Below are 15,001 nucleotides of genomic sequence, written 5' to 3'. Positions count from 1 at the left end.
ACCCAGCCCGAGAACCGGCCCGAGGGCGGGCAAGCAGGTACCGTGCTACCCGTGCCAGGAGCGCCAGAGGGCGGCGTACGCACCACCGGCGCGGACGAGGTCGTCGTGGTTGCCGAGTTCGGTGATCCGGCCGTCTTCGAGCACCGCCACCCGATCGGCGTCGTGTGCGGTGTTGAGCCGGTGCGCGATCGCGATGACGGTACGGCCGGTGACCACGGCCGCGAGCGCTCGCTCGGTACGACGGGCGGTCGTCGGGTCGAGCGCGGCGGTCGCCTCGTCGAGGATCAGCGCGTGCGGGTCGGCGAGCACGAGCCTGGCCAGCGCGAGCTGTTGGGCGTCGGCGGCACCGAGTTCGCGGGCTCCGCCGCCGAGTGGGGTGTCGAGCCCGTCGGGCAGGTCGGCACACCAGTCGGCGCCCACAGCGGCCAGTGCGGCGCGCATCTGTTCGTCGGACGCGCCGGGTGCGGCGAAGGCGAGGTTGTCGCGCAGCGAGCCGATGAACACGTGGTGCTCCTGGGTGACCAGGGCGATCCGGCGGCGTCGCTCGGCCGGGTCCAGGTCGGTGACCGGGCGGCCGTCGATGCTCACCACGCCATCGCGGGGCGCGTCGATCCCGGCGAGCAGCCGGGCGAGGGTGGACTTCCCCGCGCCCGATGGGCCCACGATGGCGAGCCGTTCGCCGGGTCGCACCTCCAGGTCGATGCCGTGCAGCACGTCGTGGCCGTCGGCGTACGAGAATCGTGCGCCGCGCACGACGAGCCTGCCGGACCGGGTGGGCGTCGGGACGCGCGGTTGCGGTGCACCGGTGGCGAACGGGGTGGCGGCGGCGGACCCGGCCTGCTGGCCGACGCCGAGTACGCGGGCGAACGAGGCGAGGCCGCGTTGGGCCTGCTCCATCCACTGCAACAGCCGGTCCAGGGGCTCGATCGCCTGCTGGAGGTAGAGCACGGCGGCGACCACCTCGCCGAGTGTCACCATTCCACTGCTCAGGTGGAACCCGCCGAACAGCAGCACCACGGCGATCGGCAGCGCGTAGCTCGCCTCGACCACCGGAAAGAAGACCGACCGCAGGGCCAGGGTCGCCCGGCGGGTGGCCCACACCCGGGCGATGCGCTGCCTGCCGTACGCGACGCGGTCGGCGCCGAGGCGCAGCGCCTCGACGGTGCGCGCGCCCTCCGCGGTCGTGGTCAACGCGTCGGTCAGCTCGGCGGTCGCGGCACCCTCGGCGAGGTACGCCGGCCGAGCGCGACGCAGGTACCAGCGGGTGACCGCGAAGATTGACGGTAGTCCGGTCAGCGCGACCAGGCCGAGCAGCGGGTGCAGCAGGAAGATCGCGCCGAAGAGGAGCAGCAGCTGTGTCGAGGCGATGACCATGACTGGCACCACCTCGCGGACGGTGGTCCCGACGGTCGTCACGTCCACCGAGCTGCGGGTGGCGAGTTCGCCGGTACCGGCCCGTTCGACGACGGAGATGGGCAGGTCGAGCGCCCGCGAGACGAACTGTTCGCGCAGCGGGGCGACGGCCCGCTCACCGAAGCGGTGGCCGGCGTACTGGGCGTAGCGGGTGAGCAGCCCCTGGGCCAGCACGAAGCCACCGATCGCGAGCGCCAGGCGGTCCACGGCGGTGGCGCCGGTACCGGCGGCGACCTCGTCCACGATCCTGCCCAGCAGCCATGGCGCGGCGAGCCCGGCGACCGCGGCAGCACCGTGCAGCACCAGCACGACGGTGACCGCGCGGCGGTCCACGACGATGAGGTCCAGCGCGGACCGACGGACGACCTTGCGGTCCGCTACCGGGAGACCGCTCACCGCAACGAACCGTCGACGTCGGTGGACTCGCCGTCACGGGACACCAGGGCCCGATAGCTCCGGTCGTGTTCGAGTAGCTCGACATGGCTGCCGGCGGCCACGATCCGGCCGTCGCGCAGGTGCCCGACGAGGTCGGTGCGACCGAGCAACAGCGGTGACGTGGTCAGCAGGACCGTGGTTCGCCCGGCCCGCGCCGCTCGCAGGCGCTGCGCCACGCGCTCCTCGGTGTGCGCGTCCACGGCCGACGTCGGGTCGACGAGAATCAGCACGTCGGGCTCGGCGAGCAGGGCTCGGGCCAGGCGTACGCGTTGCCGCTGACCGCCGGAGAGGGTCCGGGCCCGCATCCCGACCGGCATGGCGAGCCCGCCAGGGTGGGCGTCTACGACATCCTCCGCCGATGCCGCACGCAGGGCCCCTCTCAACTCGGCGTCGCCGATGTCCGGCCGGGTGCTGAGGATCTCGCGCAGTGTTCCGGCGAAGAGGTAGGAGTCGTGGTCGGCGACGAGGATCCGGGCCCGTACCTCGTCGAGTGCGATCCCGGTCAGCGGCACGCCGCCCCAGGTCACGTCGCTGGCGACGAACCGCCCGAGGCGGTCGGCCAGCGCGATGGCCTCGGCCGGGTCGTCGGCGGCCACGGCGAGCAGCCGCCCGGCGGGTACGGTCAGCCCACTGGTCGGATCGTGCAGTTCGGCGCCGCGCTCCGGTGCGGGTCGGACTTGGGTCCCGCCGGCCCGTGGCGGGGCGGCATCGTCGGGGGGCAGCGTGAGCAGCGCGACGATCCGGCGGGCGGCGACCCGGCCCCGGATCACCTGGTAGCCGCCTTCGAGCAGAAACCACACCGGCACGACGAGGACCGCCACATACCCGTAGACGGCGACCATCTGCCCGATCGTGATGTCGCCGGCCGCGGCCATCCGCGCCGCCAGCCACACCACAGCGGCCAGGAAGAGCCCCGGGATGACTATGGTCAGCGCCTCGATCCAGCTGTTCACGGCGCCGACCCGGTACCCCTCGGTCAGCAGTTGCTGGGAGCCGGCCGCGTACCGGCGGGCGAACAATGCCCGCCCACCGACCCCGGCGAGTACGCGTAGCCCGGCCACGATGTCCGCGGCGCGGGTGGTGAGGATGCCCTGCCGGTGGCGGTAGACCGACTCGGCCCGTTCGAGGCGGCGCAGCAGGGGGCCGATGACCAGCAGCACCGCGGGCACGCCGAGCAACACGAACAGCGCGAGCAGCGGGGCGACCGACCACAGCACGACAGCGACGAACGCGTACGCGATGACCGCGCCGACGCCCGGCCCGGTCATCGTCAGCACCGCCGAGGTGTGCGTGATGTCGGCACCGCCGACGGTGGCGACCTCCCCGGCGGCGGTCCTGCGCGGCAGCACAGCGCCGATCCGGGACAGGTGACGTAGCAGGACGGCAGCGGACCGGGCCGACGCGTCCTCCCGGACGAAGGTCATCGTGCGGTGCCGCACGATACCCAGGTACGCCAGGCCGATCCCCGCGGCGACGATCGCGGCCACCCACCACGACAGCGCCCGGAAGTCGTCGGCGCGCAGCCCGTCGTCGATGGCGCGGGCCACCAGGTACGGCCGGATCGACAGCCCGAGCATCCAGGCTGTGCCGATCAGGCCGCCGCGCAGCACCCGCAACGGCTGGCGGCGGACCAGCCACCAGATGTACCAGAGCGGCCCCCTCGTGTCCGGCACGCCCGGCTCGTTGTGGGGGAGCTGCGGGGGCATCGGCACAGGTTACCGATCAAACCCGGCGCAGGATGCCCACCAAGAAGTCGGCGTCGTCGCGCCAGGGACGCAGGTCCCAGGTGGCGAACCGGTGCTCGACGCGCAGTCCGGCACCCACCACGTCGGCGTCGAAGTCGGTAAGCCGGTAACCCCGATCGGTGCCGAAACCGACCGCGACCACCCCGTCCGGGCGCAGGTGCGCGGCGACGCGGCGCAGCACCGTGCCTTCGGTACCGGCGGCGACGAAGGCCAGCACGTTGCCGGCCAGCACCGCCGCGTCGAACGGCTCGCTCTCGCCGGCCGCCGCGAGGTCCAGCTCGGCGAGGTCGGCGACCAGCCAGCGTGGCGTCTGGTGGTCGGTCCGGGCGGCGTGGATGAGGACCGGGTCGGCGTCCACCCCCACCACCGTGTGCCCGCGCCGGGCCAGCTCGGCGCCGACCCGGCCGGTGCCGCAGCCGGCGTCGAGGATCCGGGAGCCCGGCGGCACCAGTGTGTCGAGCAGCCGCGCCTCGCCGGCCAGGTCGGCGCCCTCGGCCGCCAGCTGCCGGAACCGGTCGACGTACCATTGCGAGTGCTCGGCACCGGTTTCGGTGACCCAGCGGGTCGGGTTGCCCATCCGCCCACCGTATCCGGCCGGGACCCGTGCTGTCCGTGGGCTCCGGTGCACCGGTGCGCCGTGACCTCTGCCACGATCGTCTAATCTGGCGGGCGTAGCGCTACCAGGATGTGACACATGGTGAACCGGATTGTTTCGTCGACCGGCTCGGGCACGGCACCGGGCGGCGGTGCCGGCGATGCCTCCGGAGAGCACGGCCCGCTGTGGCAGGTGGCCCGCGCGACCCTGGACGCCAACTGGGAGCACGACCACACCGTCCCCTCGCGCACCCTCTACCCACACCAGTGGAGCTGGGACTCGGCGTTCATCGCGATCGGCTGGGCCCACCTGCGTCCCGAGCGTGCCTGGTCGGAGTTGAACAGCCTGTTCCGCGCCCAGTGGCGCGACGGCCGGGTGCCGCACATCGTGTTCAATCCGCTGGTGCCGAGCGGCGCCTACTTCCCCGGGCCGGGGTTCTGGGCCTCGGCGCAGGTCGAGGGGACGCCGCCGATGGTCACCTCGGGGCTGGTCCAGCCGCCGGTGCACGCTTTGGCGGCCTGGCACGCGTACCGCCGTGCCCGGTCGGAGCAGGGTCGCACCATGTTGCGCCGGCTCTATCCAGGTCTGGTGGCGCAGCAGCGTTACCTCGCCACCGACCGCGACATCGGCGGTGCCGGGCTGGCCAGCATCGTGCATCCGTGGGAGTCCGGAGTGGACAACAGTCCCGCCTGGGACGCGCCGATGTCCGCGGTGCCGGCCGACGCGGCGTCGCTTCGCGGGTACCGGCGGCGCGACACCGTGCACGCGGCTGCCGCGCACCGGCCCACCGACCTGGACTACGCGCGCTACGTCGCGATCGTCACCGCGTACCGCGCGGGCGGCTACCGCGACGCCAGCCTGCCCGACCGGCACCCGTTCCTGGTGGAGTGTCCCCTGTTCAACGCGGCCCGGGGCGCCGCCGAGCAGGCGCTCGCCGGAATCGCCGCCGAGATCGGTGCGGACCCGGGTCCGCACCGTGAGCGGGCGGCCCGGATCACCGAGGCGGTCCTGGCCCGGCTGTACGACCCGCAGACCGGCACCTTCCGCCCCCGGGACCTGCGCACCAACCGGCTCACCCCGGCCCGCACGGTGCTCGGCCTGGCTCCGCTGATCCTGACCGGCCTGCCGGCGCGGCAGGTCGAGGCGGTGCTCGCCGAGGCCACGTCGGACCGGTTCGGGCTGGCCACACGGATGGCCCGGCCGTTGCCGAGCCACGACCGCACCGCAGCCGACTTCGAGCCGCTGCGATACTGGCGCGGCCCCAGTTGGATGAACATCAACTGGCTGGTCCGGCACGGGCTGCTGGCGCACGGGCGAGACGGGTTGGCCGCCGGGCTGCGCGCCTCGATGATCGAGCTGGTCGGTACGGCCGGATGCCACGAGTACTTCCATCCGGACACCGGTGTCGGCCTGGGCTCGCCGGCTTTCAGCTGGACGGCGGCGCTCCTGCTGGACGTGCTGGCCGCCTGACAGGATGCTCGCGACGGGCCCGGTCGTGCGCCGGCCTGATCGGACGGAGGGAGCGCGCGATGAGTCGGGACAACTTCGACGAACAGCTCGACCGGCTCACCGGAGTGCTGGCGGCGATGAGTCGGGACGCCGGTGCGGCCATCCGGGGCGCGAGCACCGCCCTGCTCGAGGTGGACCGGGGTGCGGCCGAAATGGTGGTGGCCGGCGACGCCGTGCTCGACGTCCGGCGGGCCGAGGTCGAGGCGATGATTCCCGAGGTGCTTATCCGGCACCAGCCGGTCGCCTCCGACCTGCGCCTGGTGGTGTGCGCGCTGCGGATCGCCAGCGCACTCGACCGGATGGGTGACCTGGCGGTGCACATCGCGAAGATCGCCTTGATGCGGCATCCGGTGGGGGTGGTGCCCGAGCCGGCGCTGCCGGTCATCACCGGCATGGCCGACGCGGCGGTCCGGATCGCCGACAAGACCGCCGTCGTGCTGGCCACCCGTGACCGGCTCGACGCGATGCAGCTCGGGCTGGACGACGACGAGGTCGACGCCGCCCAGGAACGCCTGCTGTCGATGCTGGTGGCCGGCTGGCCGTACGGGGTGGAGTCGGCGATCGACCTGGCGCTGCTCGGCCGCTACTACGAGCGGTACGCCGACAACGCGGTCAACGTCGCCCGTCAGGTCGTCTTCCTGGTCACCGGGACGATCCGTCTCTGAGTGCGCCACCGGGGTTACCCGGGTGGCTCATTTCGGTCATCCGGTGCGGTGATGGTCCGAACGTCACATCCCGGCATTGCTGCGGCCACCGCCGGAGCCGCCAAGTTCACTTTTCGTTCACCTGGGTCCGGGAGTCCGGCTACCTGCGCCTCCTACCTTGACTGGCGTACGGCCCGAACGGGCTGATGCACCCCGATAGAGAGGCTTACCTGGTGAACCGCAACGTGCTTTCGCGGCGCGTCCTCGCCGGCGTCGCGCTGGCCGCGCTCGCGCTTACCGGCTGTGGTAATAACGCCGAGAGTGACTCCGCCGCTGGCGGCGAGGCGCTTTCGGGCGAGGTCAAGGTCGACGGCTCGAGCACCGTGGCTCCGCTGAGCGAGGCCGCGGCCTCGCTCTACGGCGAGCAGGCCGGGCAGCCCGACGTTCGGGTCGCGGTCGGCACCTCCGGCACCGGTGGTGGTTTCGAGAAGTTCTGCAAGGGTGAGACCGACATCTCCGATGCCTCGCGACCGATCAAGGACACCGAGAAGGCGGCCTGTGAGGCGGCCGGCATCCAGTACAAGGAACTTATCGTCGCCAACGACGCCCTCACCGTCGTTGTCAACAAGGAGAACACCTGGGCCGATTGTCTCACCGTCGACCAGCTGAAGAAGATCTGGGAGCCCAACTCCAAGGTCGCCAGCTGGAACCAGGTTGACCCGTCCTTCCCGAACGAGCCGCTGAAGCTCTTCGGCGCGGGCACCGACTCGGGCACCTTCGACTACTTCACCGACGAGATCAACGGTGAGGAAGGTGCCAGCCGTACCGACTACACCGCCTCGGAGAACGACAACGTCACGGTCCAGGGCGTGGGAGGTACCAAGGGCGGCCTCGGCTACTTCGGCTTCTCCTACTACGAGGAGAACGCCGACAAGCTCAAGCCTCTCAAGGTCGACGGTGGCGACGGCTGCGTCGAGCCGAGCCTGGAGACCGCGCAGGCGAACACGTACAAGCCGCTGTCTCGCCCACTGTTCATCTACGTCAGCGACGCCGGTGCCAAGAAGGCACAGGTCGCCGACTTCGTGACCTTCTACATCGAGACGATCGACGACATCGTCAAGGAGGCGAAGTTCGTCCCGCTGACCGAGGAGCAGAAGACCACCCTGAAGTCCGAGTTCGACGCGCTGAAGGCTGCGATCTGACGTGACCACCAGCACCCAGAGTGTCGGCCCCGCCGCAGGGAACTCCCTGCGGCGGGGCCAGCGCCGCCCCGTGGAGAGCATCGTCAAGGTGCTGCTCGTCGCCGCCGCGTCCGTGTCGATCGTGACCACGGTTGGCATCATCATCGCGCTGGCCGAACCGACGATCGAGTTCTTCCAGCAGGTCAGCATCGTGGAGTTCGTCACCAGCACCAGCTGGACGCCCACTTTCGCGCAGAAGGCGTACGGCGTGTTGCCGCTGCTCTCGGCGACCCTCGTGGTGACGGTCATCGCGCTGATCATCGCGGTGCCGATCGGTCTCGGTTCGGCGATCTACCTGTCCGAGTACGCCAGGCCGGCCACCCGTAGGGTGCTCAAGCCGATCGTCGAGCTACTCGCCGGGGTGCCGACCGTGGTGTACGGCTTCGTGGCGCTCTTCGCGCTGAACCCGCTGTTGCAGCGGTGGTGGCCCACCGAGAACGGTCCTGGCTTCCAGAACCTGCTCATCGCGGGCATCGCGATGGGCATCATGATCGTGCCGACGATTGCCAGCATCTCCGAGGACTCGATGGCCGCCGTTCCCCGCAGCCTGCGGGAGGGCGCCTACGCGCTGGCCTCGACGAAGATGCAGGTGTCGACCCGGGTGGTGGTCCCGGCGGCCATCTCCGGCATCGTCGCCGCGATCGTGCTGGGCATCTCCCGCGCGGTGGGCGAGACGATGATCGTCACCATCGCCGGTGGCTTGACCTCCGACCGGGTGGTGGTGAACCCGCTGGAGGGTGCGGCCACCATGACCGCGTTCATCGCCAACATCTCCTCCGGTGACATTCCTATCGGTTCGCTCGACTACGACTCGGTCTTCGCCGTCGGCGCGCTGCTGTTCCTCATCACCTTCGCGCTCAACGCCGTGTCGATCCGGATGGTCCGTCGTTTCAGGGAGGTCTACGAGTGAGCGCCCCCACCCTCACCCGGCCGGAACCCTCCGCGCCGGGTGCCGCGCTGACCCAGCGTCGCAGCAGGCCCGGCGAGTTGGCCTTCCGGCTGGCCATGCAGTCCTGCCTGTTGATCGCCTTCGGCGTGCTCGCCGCGCTGCTCACCTGGGTCCTGGTCAAGGGCTGGAACCGGCTCGACTCCCGGCTGTGGACCGAGATGCCCACCGGCCTGACCAGCCGACTGGACGGTGCCGGGGTGCAGTCCGCCCTGGTCGGCACGCTTTGGATCATCTCACTGGTCGCGGTGATCTGCCTGCCGATCGGCATCCTCTCCGCCATCTACCTGGAGGAGTACGCCGACAACACCCGCTGGTACAACCGGCTGCTGGAGTTGAACATCCAGAACCTGGCCGGTGTGCCGTCGATCATCTTCGGCATCCTCGGCCTCGGCATCATCGCCCGGGCGCTCGGGTTCGGCTTCACCATCACCACCGCTGCGATCGTGTTGTCGCTGCTGGTGTTGCCGGTGGTCATCATCGCCACTCGGGAGGCCATCCGGGCCGTGCCGCAGTCGATTCGGCAGGCCTCGTACGCACTCGGCGCCACCAAGTGGCAGACGGTGTCCCGGCAGGTGCTGCCCTCGGCGGTGCCCGGCATCGCGACCGGATCCATCCTGGCCCTGTCCCGGGCCATCGGCGAGGCAGCGCCGCTGATCGTGCTCGGCGCGGTCACCTTCATCACCTTCAACCCGACCGGGCTGGACAGCGCCTACACGGCACTGCCGATCCAGATCTACACCTTCATCACCCGTCCGCAGGCTGAGTTCACCGAGCTTGCGGCCGGCGCGATCGTCCTACTGCTGGCCATCGTGCTGGCGATGAACTCGGTGGCGATCTTCGTGCGGAACCGCTTCGAGAAGCGGTGGTGACGTTTGTGTCAACAGATCAGCAGTATCGCCGCCCCGACCACGACCCAGAGGTGACCACTGTGAACACCCCCGGTACCACCAGCCGCCCGGCGGTCAGCATCTCCGCCGTCGGCGGGAACGAGACCGCAGGTCGCCAGCCCACGTCGACCGTGCCGGTTATGGAGCTCAACGGCGTCGATGTCTTCTACGGCGGCTACCAGGCCGTCCGGGACACCTCGATGCCGATCCAGGAGAAGCAGATCACCGCGATGATCGGCCCGTCGGGATGCGGCAAGTCCACCATCCTGCGATCGCTGAACCGGATGAACGACCTGATCCCCGGTGCCCGGGTCACCGGCTCGGTCACGTACCACGGCCAGGACCTGTACGCGAAGGACGTCGACCCGATCGAGGTGCGGCGTCGGATCGGCATGGTGTTCCAGAAGCCGAACCCGTTCCCGAAGTCGATCTACGACAACGTGGCGTACGGTCCTCGGGTTACCGGTATGAAGGTCTCCAACATGGACGAGGTGGTGGAGAAGGCGCTGCGTGACGCGGCGTTGTGGGACGAGGTCAAGGACAAGCTCAAGTCAAGTGGCCTGTCGTTGTCCGGCGGGCAGCAGCAGCGGCTCTGCATCGCCCGGACGATCGCCGTACGGCCCGAGATCATCCTCATGGACGAGCCCTGTTCGGCGCTGGACCCGATCGCCACCGCGAAGATCGAGGATCTGATGTTCGAGCTGGCCAGCGAGTACACGATCGTGATCGTCACGCACAATATGCAGCAGGCCGCTCGGGTCAGCAACTACACCGCCTTCTTCACCGCCGAGGTGGACGAGGAGCAGGAGCGGCACGGCCGGCTCGTCGAGTTCACCCAGACCGGCAGGTTGTTCACGAATCCGGGCGACAAGCGCACGGAGGACTACATCACCGGACGCTTCGGCTGACGGCGAGGTCGCGGTCAGGGGTGGATCACCGGGCTGGCGCTCGAGCGTGCCCACCCGCCGCACGGTCGTAGTACAGCGGCCGTCCTGGGTGGCCGAAGGTGTCGCGATGGGCCTCTACTGAACCGGAGCCGGTGTGCGATGAACAATCTCGTCGAGGTCACCAGGGGTGACCCTCGGTCCGACGGGCGTTTCGTGCTGCTCGTGGTGGACGACGACGAGAGCGTCGGCGCCGCGCTGGTCGCCCAGCTGGCCGACCACCGGGTACGCGGACATCACTTCCCGCACGCCGCCGAGGCCCTGCTGGCGACCGGTGCCCTGCAACCGGACGCGGCCGTCGTCGCAGCCGGACTGGCCACCATGAGCTGTACGGAACTGGTGCGACTGCTCGCCGGTCGGGCCGGCATCCCCACCGTCGTCGGGGTGGGCGACGACGACGGCGCGGTCGCGGTGGCCGCGCTCAAGGCTGGCGCCACCGCCTGCGTCCGGCGGCCGTACCGGCCCGAGGAGGTGCTGCCGATCCTGCGGGCGATCCGCCCGGAGACCGCCGGTGCGCTGGATCCGCCGATCGAGCTGGGCGGACTGCGGGCCGACCCGGCGACGTTCGAGGTGAGCCTGCACGGTCAGGCGGTGGCCCTGCCGTTGAAGGAGTTCCGGCTCCTCTACTTCTTCATGAGCCACGCCGAGCGGACCGTCACCCGCGAGCAGCTGCTCGCCAACGTGTGGGGTGGGATCTCCGACGACACGTCGAACACGCTCACGGTGCACATCAAGCGGCTGCGTCGGAGGCTCGCGCGCGACGGCGAGCAGGTCCCGACAATCGTCACGGTACGCGGCCTCGGGTACCGGTTCGTGCCCGCCACGGCAACGCAGTCGATGTCGTGAGTGGGCCGGCTCCGCCGCCGTACCCGTCGCCGGTGGGCGCGTCTGCGGAGGGGATGGTCCTGGTGGCGGTGCCGCTGGCGTACGTCCCGCAGGTGGCTCGCCTGCTGGCCGACCTCGACGCCCGGCAGTGGGTCGAGCCGGTGCCGCGGCGGCGTGCGGCACTTCGGGCCGGTCACCCGACGCCGGCCGCCCAGTGGGGGGTCGAGGACCTGCGCCGGCTCAGCCAGGGCGGCCGCGCCACGTATCGGACGGTGACGGTGGTGCTCGCCGCCGAGCCGGATCGGCTGTTCACGGTGCCGGACCTGGCCCAGGCCACCGGCCGACCCCGAAAGAAGATCGTCGGGGCGATGGCCGGGCTGACCCGGCTGTTGAAGGCGTACTACGACTACGCCGGCCGTGGGCTGCCGTTCGTCCGGGTCGCCGGTCGGCCGGAGGCTCCTCGGGAACTGTGCTACACCATGGACCGCACCCGGTCCGAGCGCTGGCGCGAGGCCCGCCAATTACCCCCCTCCCTACCCCCGCCAGCCCCGTCGATCTAGGGGATGTCGTCGCCGCTGGCGACGTCCCGCCCTGATAGCCGCGGTGGTTGTTTGTCGGGTGGTGGTCCGGGTAACCAGCCGGGCGCCGAGGACAGGAGGGCGCCGTGCGGTTTCCCCTATTCGTCGCTGCGGTGTCGCGTCGCTCCGGGCTGGCGCCTGAGCTCGCCGCGACCGTGGCACGGGTGGTGCTGCAGACCGTGGTGCAGCGGATGACCGGCGGCCCGACGGCCGATCCGACCGGCTACTTGCCAGCCGAGCTGACCGGCGCTGGCCGGGCATCGGCGGCCGAACCCGCCGATTTCCTGCGCCGGGTGGGCCGGCGGGCCGGGGTCGACGAGAAGACCGCGGCGGTCGGTGCCGCGGCGGTCTTCGCGACGCTGCGCGAGACGGTGACCGTCGGCGAGTTCGAGGAGATGGTGGCCCGGCTGCGGGGACCTGCCGGGGGCGACGGAATCGACGCGACCGCCGGACTGGGCCCAGCGGGTCCCTGACGTGTAGGTGATCCCTGCGCCGGCACCGGGTCCCTGCCGTCGGCGCGGTCGGTCCTGGCAGATAGGCTGCCGCCGTGGCAGGTCTGTTGAGGAGCATGGCAGCTCGGGTCGGCGCGGTCATCCCGACGCCGCGGCGGGTGGGTCCGAGTCCGGCGAAGCTCGCGCGACCGCGTCAGGTCACCGCGTTGCAGCGCCGCGAGTTGTCGTACGCGCCGGAGCCCGACGGGCACGCCGATCCGGGTGAGATCGTGTGGACCTGGGTCCCCTACGAGGACGATCCCCGACAGGGCAAGGACCGGCCGGTGCTGGTGGTGGGCCGGCGCAGCCGCACGCTGTTCGGGTTGATGCTCTCCAGCCAGGGTGATCGCGATGGGCAGCGGCACTGGCTGGCTCTCGGACCGGGTGGGTGGGACCGGGACAAGCGTCCGAGTTGGGTACGGCTTGACCGGGTGCTCACCATGCGCGAGGACAGCATCCGCCGCGAGGGCGCGGTGCTGGACCGGGCCAGGTTCGACCGGGTGGGGCAGGCGTTGCGCGCCGGGTACGGCTGGCACTGATCACGGTTCGACCGCCGTCAGCACTCGGCCAGGTGTGCGGTGTCGCGCAGTACCCGATCCGGGCGGCCGGCGCCGATTCCCTTGGCCTCGTACATCGCCGCGTCGGCGCGGTCGAGTGCTTCGGTGAGTTGCCTCCCGTGCACTGGTGCCAGACCGACCGAGGCGGTCACCTGGAGGCTTGTCGTGCCGACCGGGATCGGCGCGGCGAGCATGTTGCACAGCCGTCGGGTGGCGTGCTCGATCCACCGCCGATCGAGGGTCGGGCTGGCCAGCAGGCCGGCGAACTCGTCACCGCCGAGCCGGGCCACCAGGTTGTCGCCGGCAAAGGCGGCCAGCCGTTCGGCGACGCTGATCAGCACTTGGTCGCCGGCGGCGTGCCCGTATCGGTCGTTCACCTGCTTGAAGTCGTCGAGGTCCAGCACGACCGCGACCAGTGGTCGGCCGGAGCCGTCGGTCAGCAGGGTGGCGGCGAGGCGGTAGAAGGCGCGCCGGTTGGGCAGCCCAGTCAGCGGATCGTGGCTGGCGGCGTGGCGTTCTGCGGTGAGTTCGGCCTGAAGCCGGTCGATTTCGGCCTCGGCGCGGACGGCCCGACGGCCCAGTTGCCAGGACGAGAGCAGCGCCCCTGCGGCGCAGATACCGGACGCGACGGTCAGCGGATCCGGCACCGACATCTCCCTTCGCCGCGAAGCGGACCCAGCACCGGTGAACAGGTGCTGCCAGACACCTCGTTTCCCCTGATGGCGGCCGGGATCGCGATACAGAACGTGAGCAGGTACGCACAGCGTACGTGCGTTATCATGCTCGTTGTCCAATGCAGATGCAATAGCAGATGCACGTGCAGAATGAGTCGATGCCGCCCCTCTTGCCGCTACCGCTCCTCCCACGGCACCGGCGCCTAACGGAGAGACCAGACGCCACCATGCAGCAGCAGCCGCCCAACGGTGTTCACGTCCACCAGTTGCCGCCCCTCGCCTGGCAGAAGAGCCGGCGCAGCAATCCCAGTGGGAACTGCGTCGAGTTGGCGGAGCTGCCCGGGGGCGGGGGTATCGCGATGCGTAACTCCCGGCATCCTGACGGTCCCGCGCTGATCTACACAGTGGCCGAGATCGCGGCGTTCGTGCTCGGTGCTCGGGACGGTGACTTCGATCACCTGATCGGCTGAGATCTCCGTCCCATCAGCGGGATTCGCCGCACCGGGACGGAGGTTCATCCCACCGACGGTTCATGGCATGCTTACACGTCGGTCGGGTCGGTCCACCGATTCGACCGACGACAGCATGCGGAGGACGGCAGGTGACCATGGTATCCGCCGAGGAGAGCCCAGCGGCGGGCCCGACTGTGCTGCGGATGCTGCTGGGCGCCCAGTTGCGGCGGCTCCGGGAATCACGCGGGGTGAGCCGGGAGAGCGCCGGCTGGGAGATCCGTTCCTCCGAATCGAAAATCAGCCGGATGGAGCTGGGGCGGGTCGGGTTCAAGGAACGCGACGTCGCCGACCTGCTCACGCTCTACGGAGTGACTGCCGAGCAGGAACGCACGGCCCTGCTCAAGTTGGCCCGGGAGGCGAACAATCCGGGCTGGTGGCACCGCTACGGCGACGTCCTCCCATCCTGGTTCCAGTCGTACCTCGGCCTGGAGGCCGCGGCGGCGCTCATCCGCAGTTACGAGGTCCAGTTCGTGCCCGGCCTGTTGCAGACCCGGGAGTACGCCCGGGCCGTGGTGCTGCTCGGTCACGGCGGTGCCGGCGCGGCCGAGATCGACCGTCGGGTGGATCTGCGGATGCGACGCCAGGACCTGCTGCACCGACCACATCCACCGCGACTCTGGGTGGTGGTCGACGAGGCGGCGCTGCGCCGCCCGATCGGTGGGCCCCAGGTGATGCGTGGCCAGTTGGACGCGCTGCTCGAGACGACCCGGACGCCGAACGTCCGGCTGCAGGTGATCCCGTTCGCCGCCGGAGGTCACGCCGCCGCCGGTGGCGCCTTCACCATCCTGCGTTTCGGTGACCAGGATCTGCCCGACATCGTCTACATCGAGCAGCTGACCAGCGCCCTCTACCTGGACAAACGCGAGGATCTCGACTTCTACGCGGTGGCCATGGAACGGCTCTGCGTCGAGGCCGAGCCGCCGGAGCGGACGCCGGCCATCCTCGAAGGCATCATCGCCGACCTCGCCCCACGGTGACCGGCCGGCGCTGCTGACCGACCCG

General features: G+C 70.7%; 16 protein-coding genes. 12 read left to right on the top strand and 4 right to left on the bottom strand.

Annotated elements, in window-relative coordinates; all coding sequences use genetic code 11:
• Window positions 1-45: 45 nt before the first annotated feature.
• Genes ACFHWY_RS07840 through ACFHWY_RS07830 form a run of 3 tightly spaced genes read right to left on the bottom strand, consistent with a single transcriptional unit; the run spans window position 46 to window position 4,170 of the window.
• Window positions 46-1,809, bottom strand: a complete 1,764-nt coding sequence (locus ACFHWY_RS07840) for an ABC transporter ATP-binding protein (RefSeq protein ID WP_416579435.1) — start codon at window positions 1,807-1,809, stop codon at window positions 46-48.
• Entirely contained in the window at window positions 1,806-3,554 is a 1,749-nt protein-coding gene (locus ACFHWY_RS07835; protein ID WP_416579434.1) for an ABC transporter ATP-binding protein, read from the bottom strand. Before ACFHWY_RS07835 ends, ACFHWY_RS07840 begins: the two co-directional genes overlap by 4 nt.
• Before the next feature lie 16 nt (window positions 3,555-3,570).
• Window positions 3,571-4,170, bottom strand: coding sequence for a class I SAM-dependent methyltransferase (locus ACFHWY_RS07830; RefSeq protein ID WP_416579433.1), 600 nt, complete (start codon window positions 4,168-4,170; stop codon window positions 3,571-3,573).
• Between the two features lie 117 nt (window positions 4,171-4,287).
• Between ACFHWY_RS07830 and ACFHWY_RS07825 the strand changes: the two genes are divergently transcribed.
• The 10 genes from ACFHWY_RS07825 (at window position 4,288) to ACFHWY_RS07780 (ending at window position 12,795) form a co-directional block, all read left to right on the top strand.
• Window positions 4,288-5,658, top strand: a complete 1,371-nt coding sequence (locus tag ACFHWY_RS07825) for an MGH1-like glycoside hydrolase domain-containing protein (protein WP_416579432.1) — start codon at window positions 4,288-4,290, stop codon at window positions 5,656-5,658.
• 59 nt (window positions 5,659-5,717) lie between these two features.
• Window positions 5,718-6,362, top strand: a complete 645-nt coding sequence (gene phoU / locus ACFHWY_RS07820; RefSeq protein WP_416579431.1) for a phosphate signaling complex protein PhoU — start codon at window positions 5,718-5,720, stop codon at window positions 6,360-6,362.
• A gap of 212 nt (window positions 6,363-6,574) precedes the next feature.
• Window positions 6,575-7,543, top strand: coding sequence for a PstS family phosphate ABC transporter substrate-binding protein (locus tag ACFHWY_RS07815; RefSeq protein ID WP_416579430.1), 969 nt, complete (start codon window positions 6,575-6,577; stop codon window positions 7,541-7,543).
• A gap of 1 nt (window position 7,544) precedes the next feature.
• On the top strand, window positions 7,545-8,492 hold the full coding sequence (pstC, locus tag ACFHWY_RS07810) for a phosphate ABC transporter permease subunit PstC (protein ID WP_416579429.1): 948 nt from the start codon (window positions 7,545-7,547) through the stop codon (window positions 8,490-8,492).
• Complete coding sequence (gene pstA / locus ACFHWY_RS07805) at window positions 8,489-9,400, top strand: phosphate ABC transporter permease PstA (protein ID WP_416579428.1); 912 nt, start codon at window positions 8,489-8,491, stop codon at window positions 9,398-9,400. The genes pstC and pstA overlap by 4 nt, the downstream gene beginning before the upstream one ends.
• A gap of 59 nt (window positions 9,401-9,459) precedes the next feature.
• On the top strand, window positions 9,460-10,326 hold the full coding sequence (gene pstB, locus ACFHWY_RS07800) for a phosphate ABC transporter ATP-binding protein PstB (protein WP_416579427.1): 867 nt from the start codon (window positions 9,460-9,462) through the stop codon (window positions 10,324-10,326).
• A gap of 138 nt (window positions 10,327-10,464) precedes the next feature.
• Window positions 10,465-11,208 (top strand): response regulator transcription factor, encoded by a 744-nt coding sequence (locus ACFHWY_RS07795; RefSeq protein WP_416579426.1) that lies wholly within the window; start codon window positions 10,465-10,467, stop codon window positions 11,206-11,208.
• Between the two features lie 32 nt (window positions 11,209-11,240).
• Entirely contained in the window at window positions 11,241-11,747 is a 507-nt protein-coding gene (locus tag ACFHWY_RS07790; protein WP_416579425.1) for a hypothetical protein, read from the top strand.
• Between the two features lie 104 nt (window positions 11,748-11,851).
• The gene (locus ACFHWY_RS07785) at window positions 11,852-12,238 is read left to right on the top strand and encodes a DUF2267 domain-containing protein (RefSeq protein ID WP_416579424.1); all 387 of its coding nucleotides are present in this window, start codon (window positions 11,852-11,854) and stop codon (window positions 12,236-12,238) included.
• Between the two features lie 74 nt (window positions 12,239-12,312).
• Window positions 12,313-12,795 carry a type II toxin-antitoxin system PemK/MazF family toxin gene (locus tag ACFHWY_RS07780; RefSeq protein WP_416579423.1) on the top strand — a complete coding sequence of 161 codons (483 nt, stop codon included), beginning with the start codon at window positions 12,313-12,315 and terminating at the stop codon, window positions 12,793-12,795.
• Window positions 12,796-12,812: 17 nt separating this feature from the next.
• Here ACFHWY_RS07780 and ACFHWY_RS07775 read toward each other — a convergent pair whose 3' ends face one another.
• Window positions 12,813-13,460, bottom strand: coding sequence for a GGDEF domain-containing protein (locus ACFHWY_RS07775; protein ID WP_416579422.1), 648 nt, complete (start codon window positions 13,458-13,460; stop codon window positions 12,813-12,815).
• A gap of 254 nt (window positions 13,461-13,714) precedes the next feature.
• Here ACFHWY_RS07775 and ACFHWY_RS07770 point away from each other — a divergent pair, with 254 nt between their 5' ends.
• Window positions 13,715-13,957, top strand: coding sequence for a DUF397 domain-containing protein (locus tag ACFHWY_RS07770; protein ID WP_416579421.1), 243 nt, complete (start codon window positions 13,715-13,717; stop codon window positions 13,955-13,957).
• Window positions 13,958-14,094: 137 nt separating this feature from the next.
• Entirely contained in the window at window positions 14,095-14,976 is an 882-nt protein-coding gene (locus ACFHWY_RS07765) for a helix-turn-helix domain-containing protein (protein ID WP_416579548.1), read from the top strand.
• Window positions 14,977-15,001 lie beyond the last annotated feature (25 nt).

It is taken from the genome of Micromonospora sp. LOL_024 (genome assembly GCF_048060415.1).
Taxonomy (GTDB): Bacteria; Actinomycetota; Actinomycetes; order Mycobacteriales; family Micromonosporaceae; genus Micromonospora.
Note: the sequence above shows the minus strand (reverse complement) of the source record. Positions and strands in the feature narration are given on the sequence as shown.

Bases quoted from the DNA above. Each gene is read 5' to 3' on its own strand.
- ACFHWY_RS07835 (WP_416579434.1), bottom strand. From the start codon at position 3,554: ATGCCCCCGCAGCTCCCCCACAACGAGCCGGGCGTGCCGGACACGAGG.
- ACFHWY_RS07830 (WP_416579433.1), bottom strand. From the start codon at position 4,170: ATGGGCAACCCGACCCGCTGGGTCACCGAAACCGGTGCCGAGCACTCG.
- ACFHWY_RS07825 (WP_416579432.1), top strand. From the start codon at position 4,288: ATGGTGAACCGGATTGTTTCGTCGACCGGCTCGGGCACGGCACCGGGC.
- phoU (WP_416579431.1), top strand. From the start codon at position 5,718: ATGAGTCGGGACAACTTCGACGAACAGCTCGACCGGCTCACCGGAGTG.
- ACFHWY_RS07795 (WP_416579426.1), top strand. From the start codon at position 10,465: ATGAACAATCTCGTCGAGGTCACCAGGGGTGACCCTCGGTCCGACGGG.
- ACFHWY_RS07770 (WP_416579421.1), top strand. From the start codon at position 13,715: ATGCAGCAGCAGCCGCCCAACGGTGTTCACGTCCACCAGTTGCCGCCC.
- ACFHWY_RS07765 (WP_416579548.1), top strand. From the start codon at position 14,095: ATGGTATCCGCCGAGGAGAGCCCAGCGGCGGGCCCGACTGTGCTGCGG.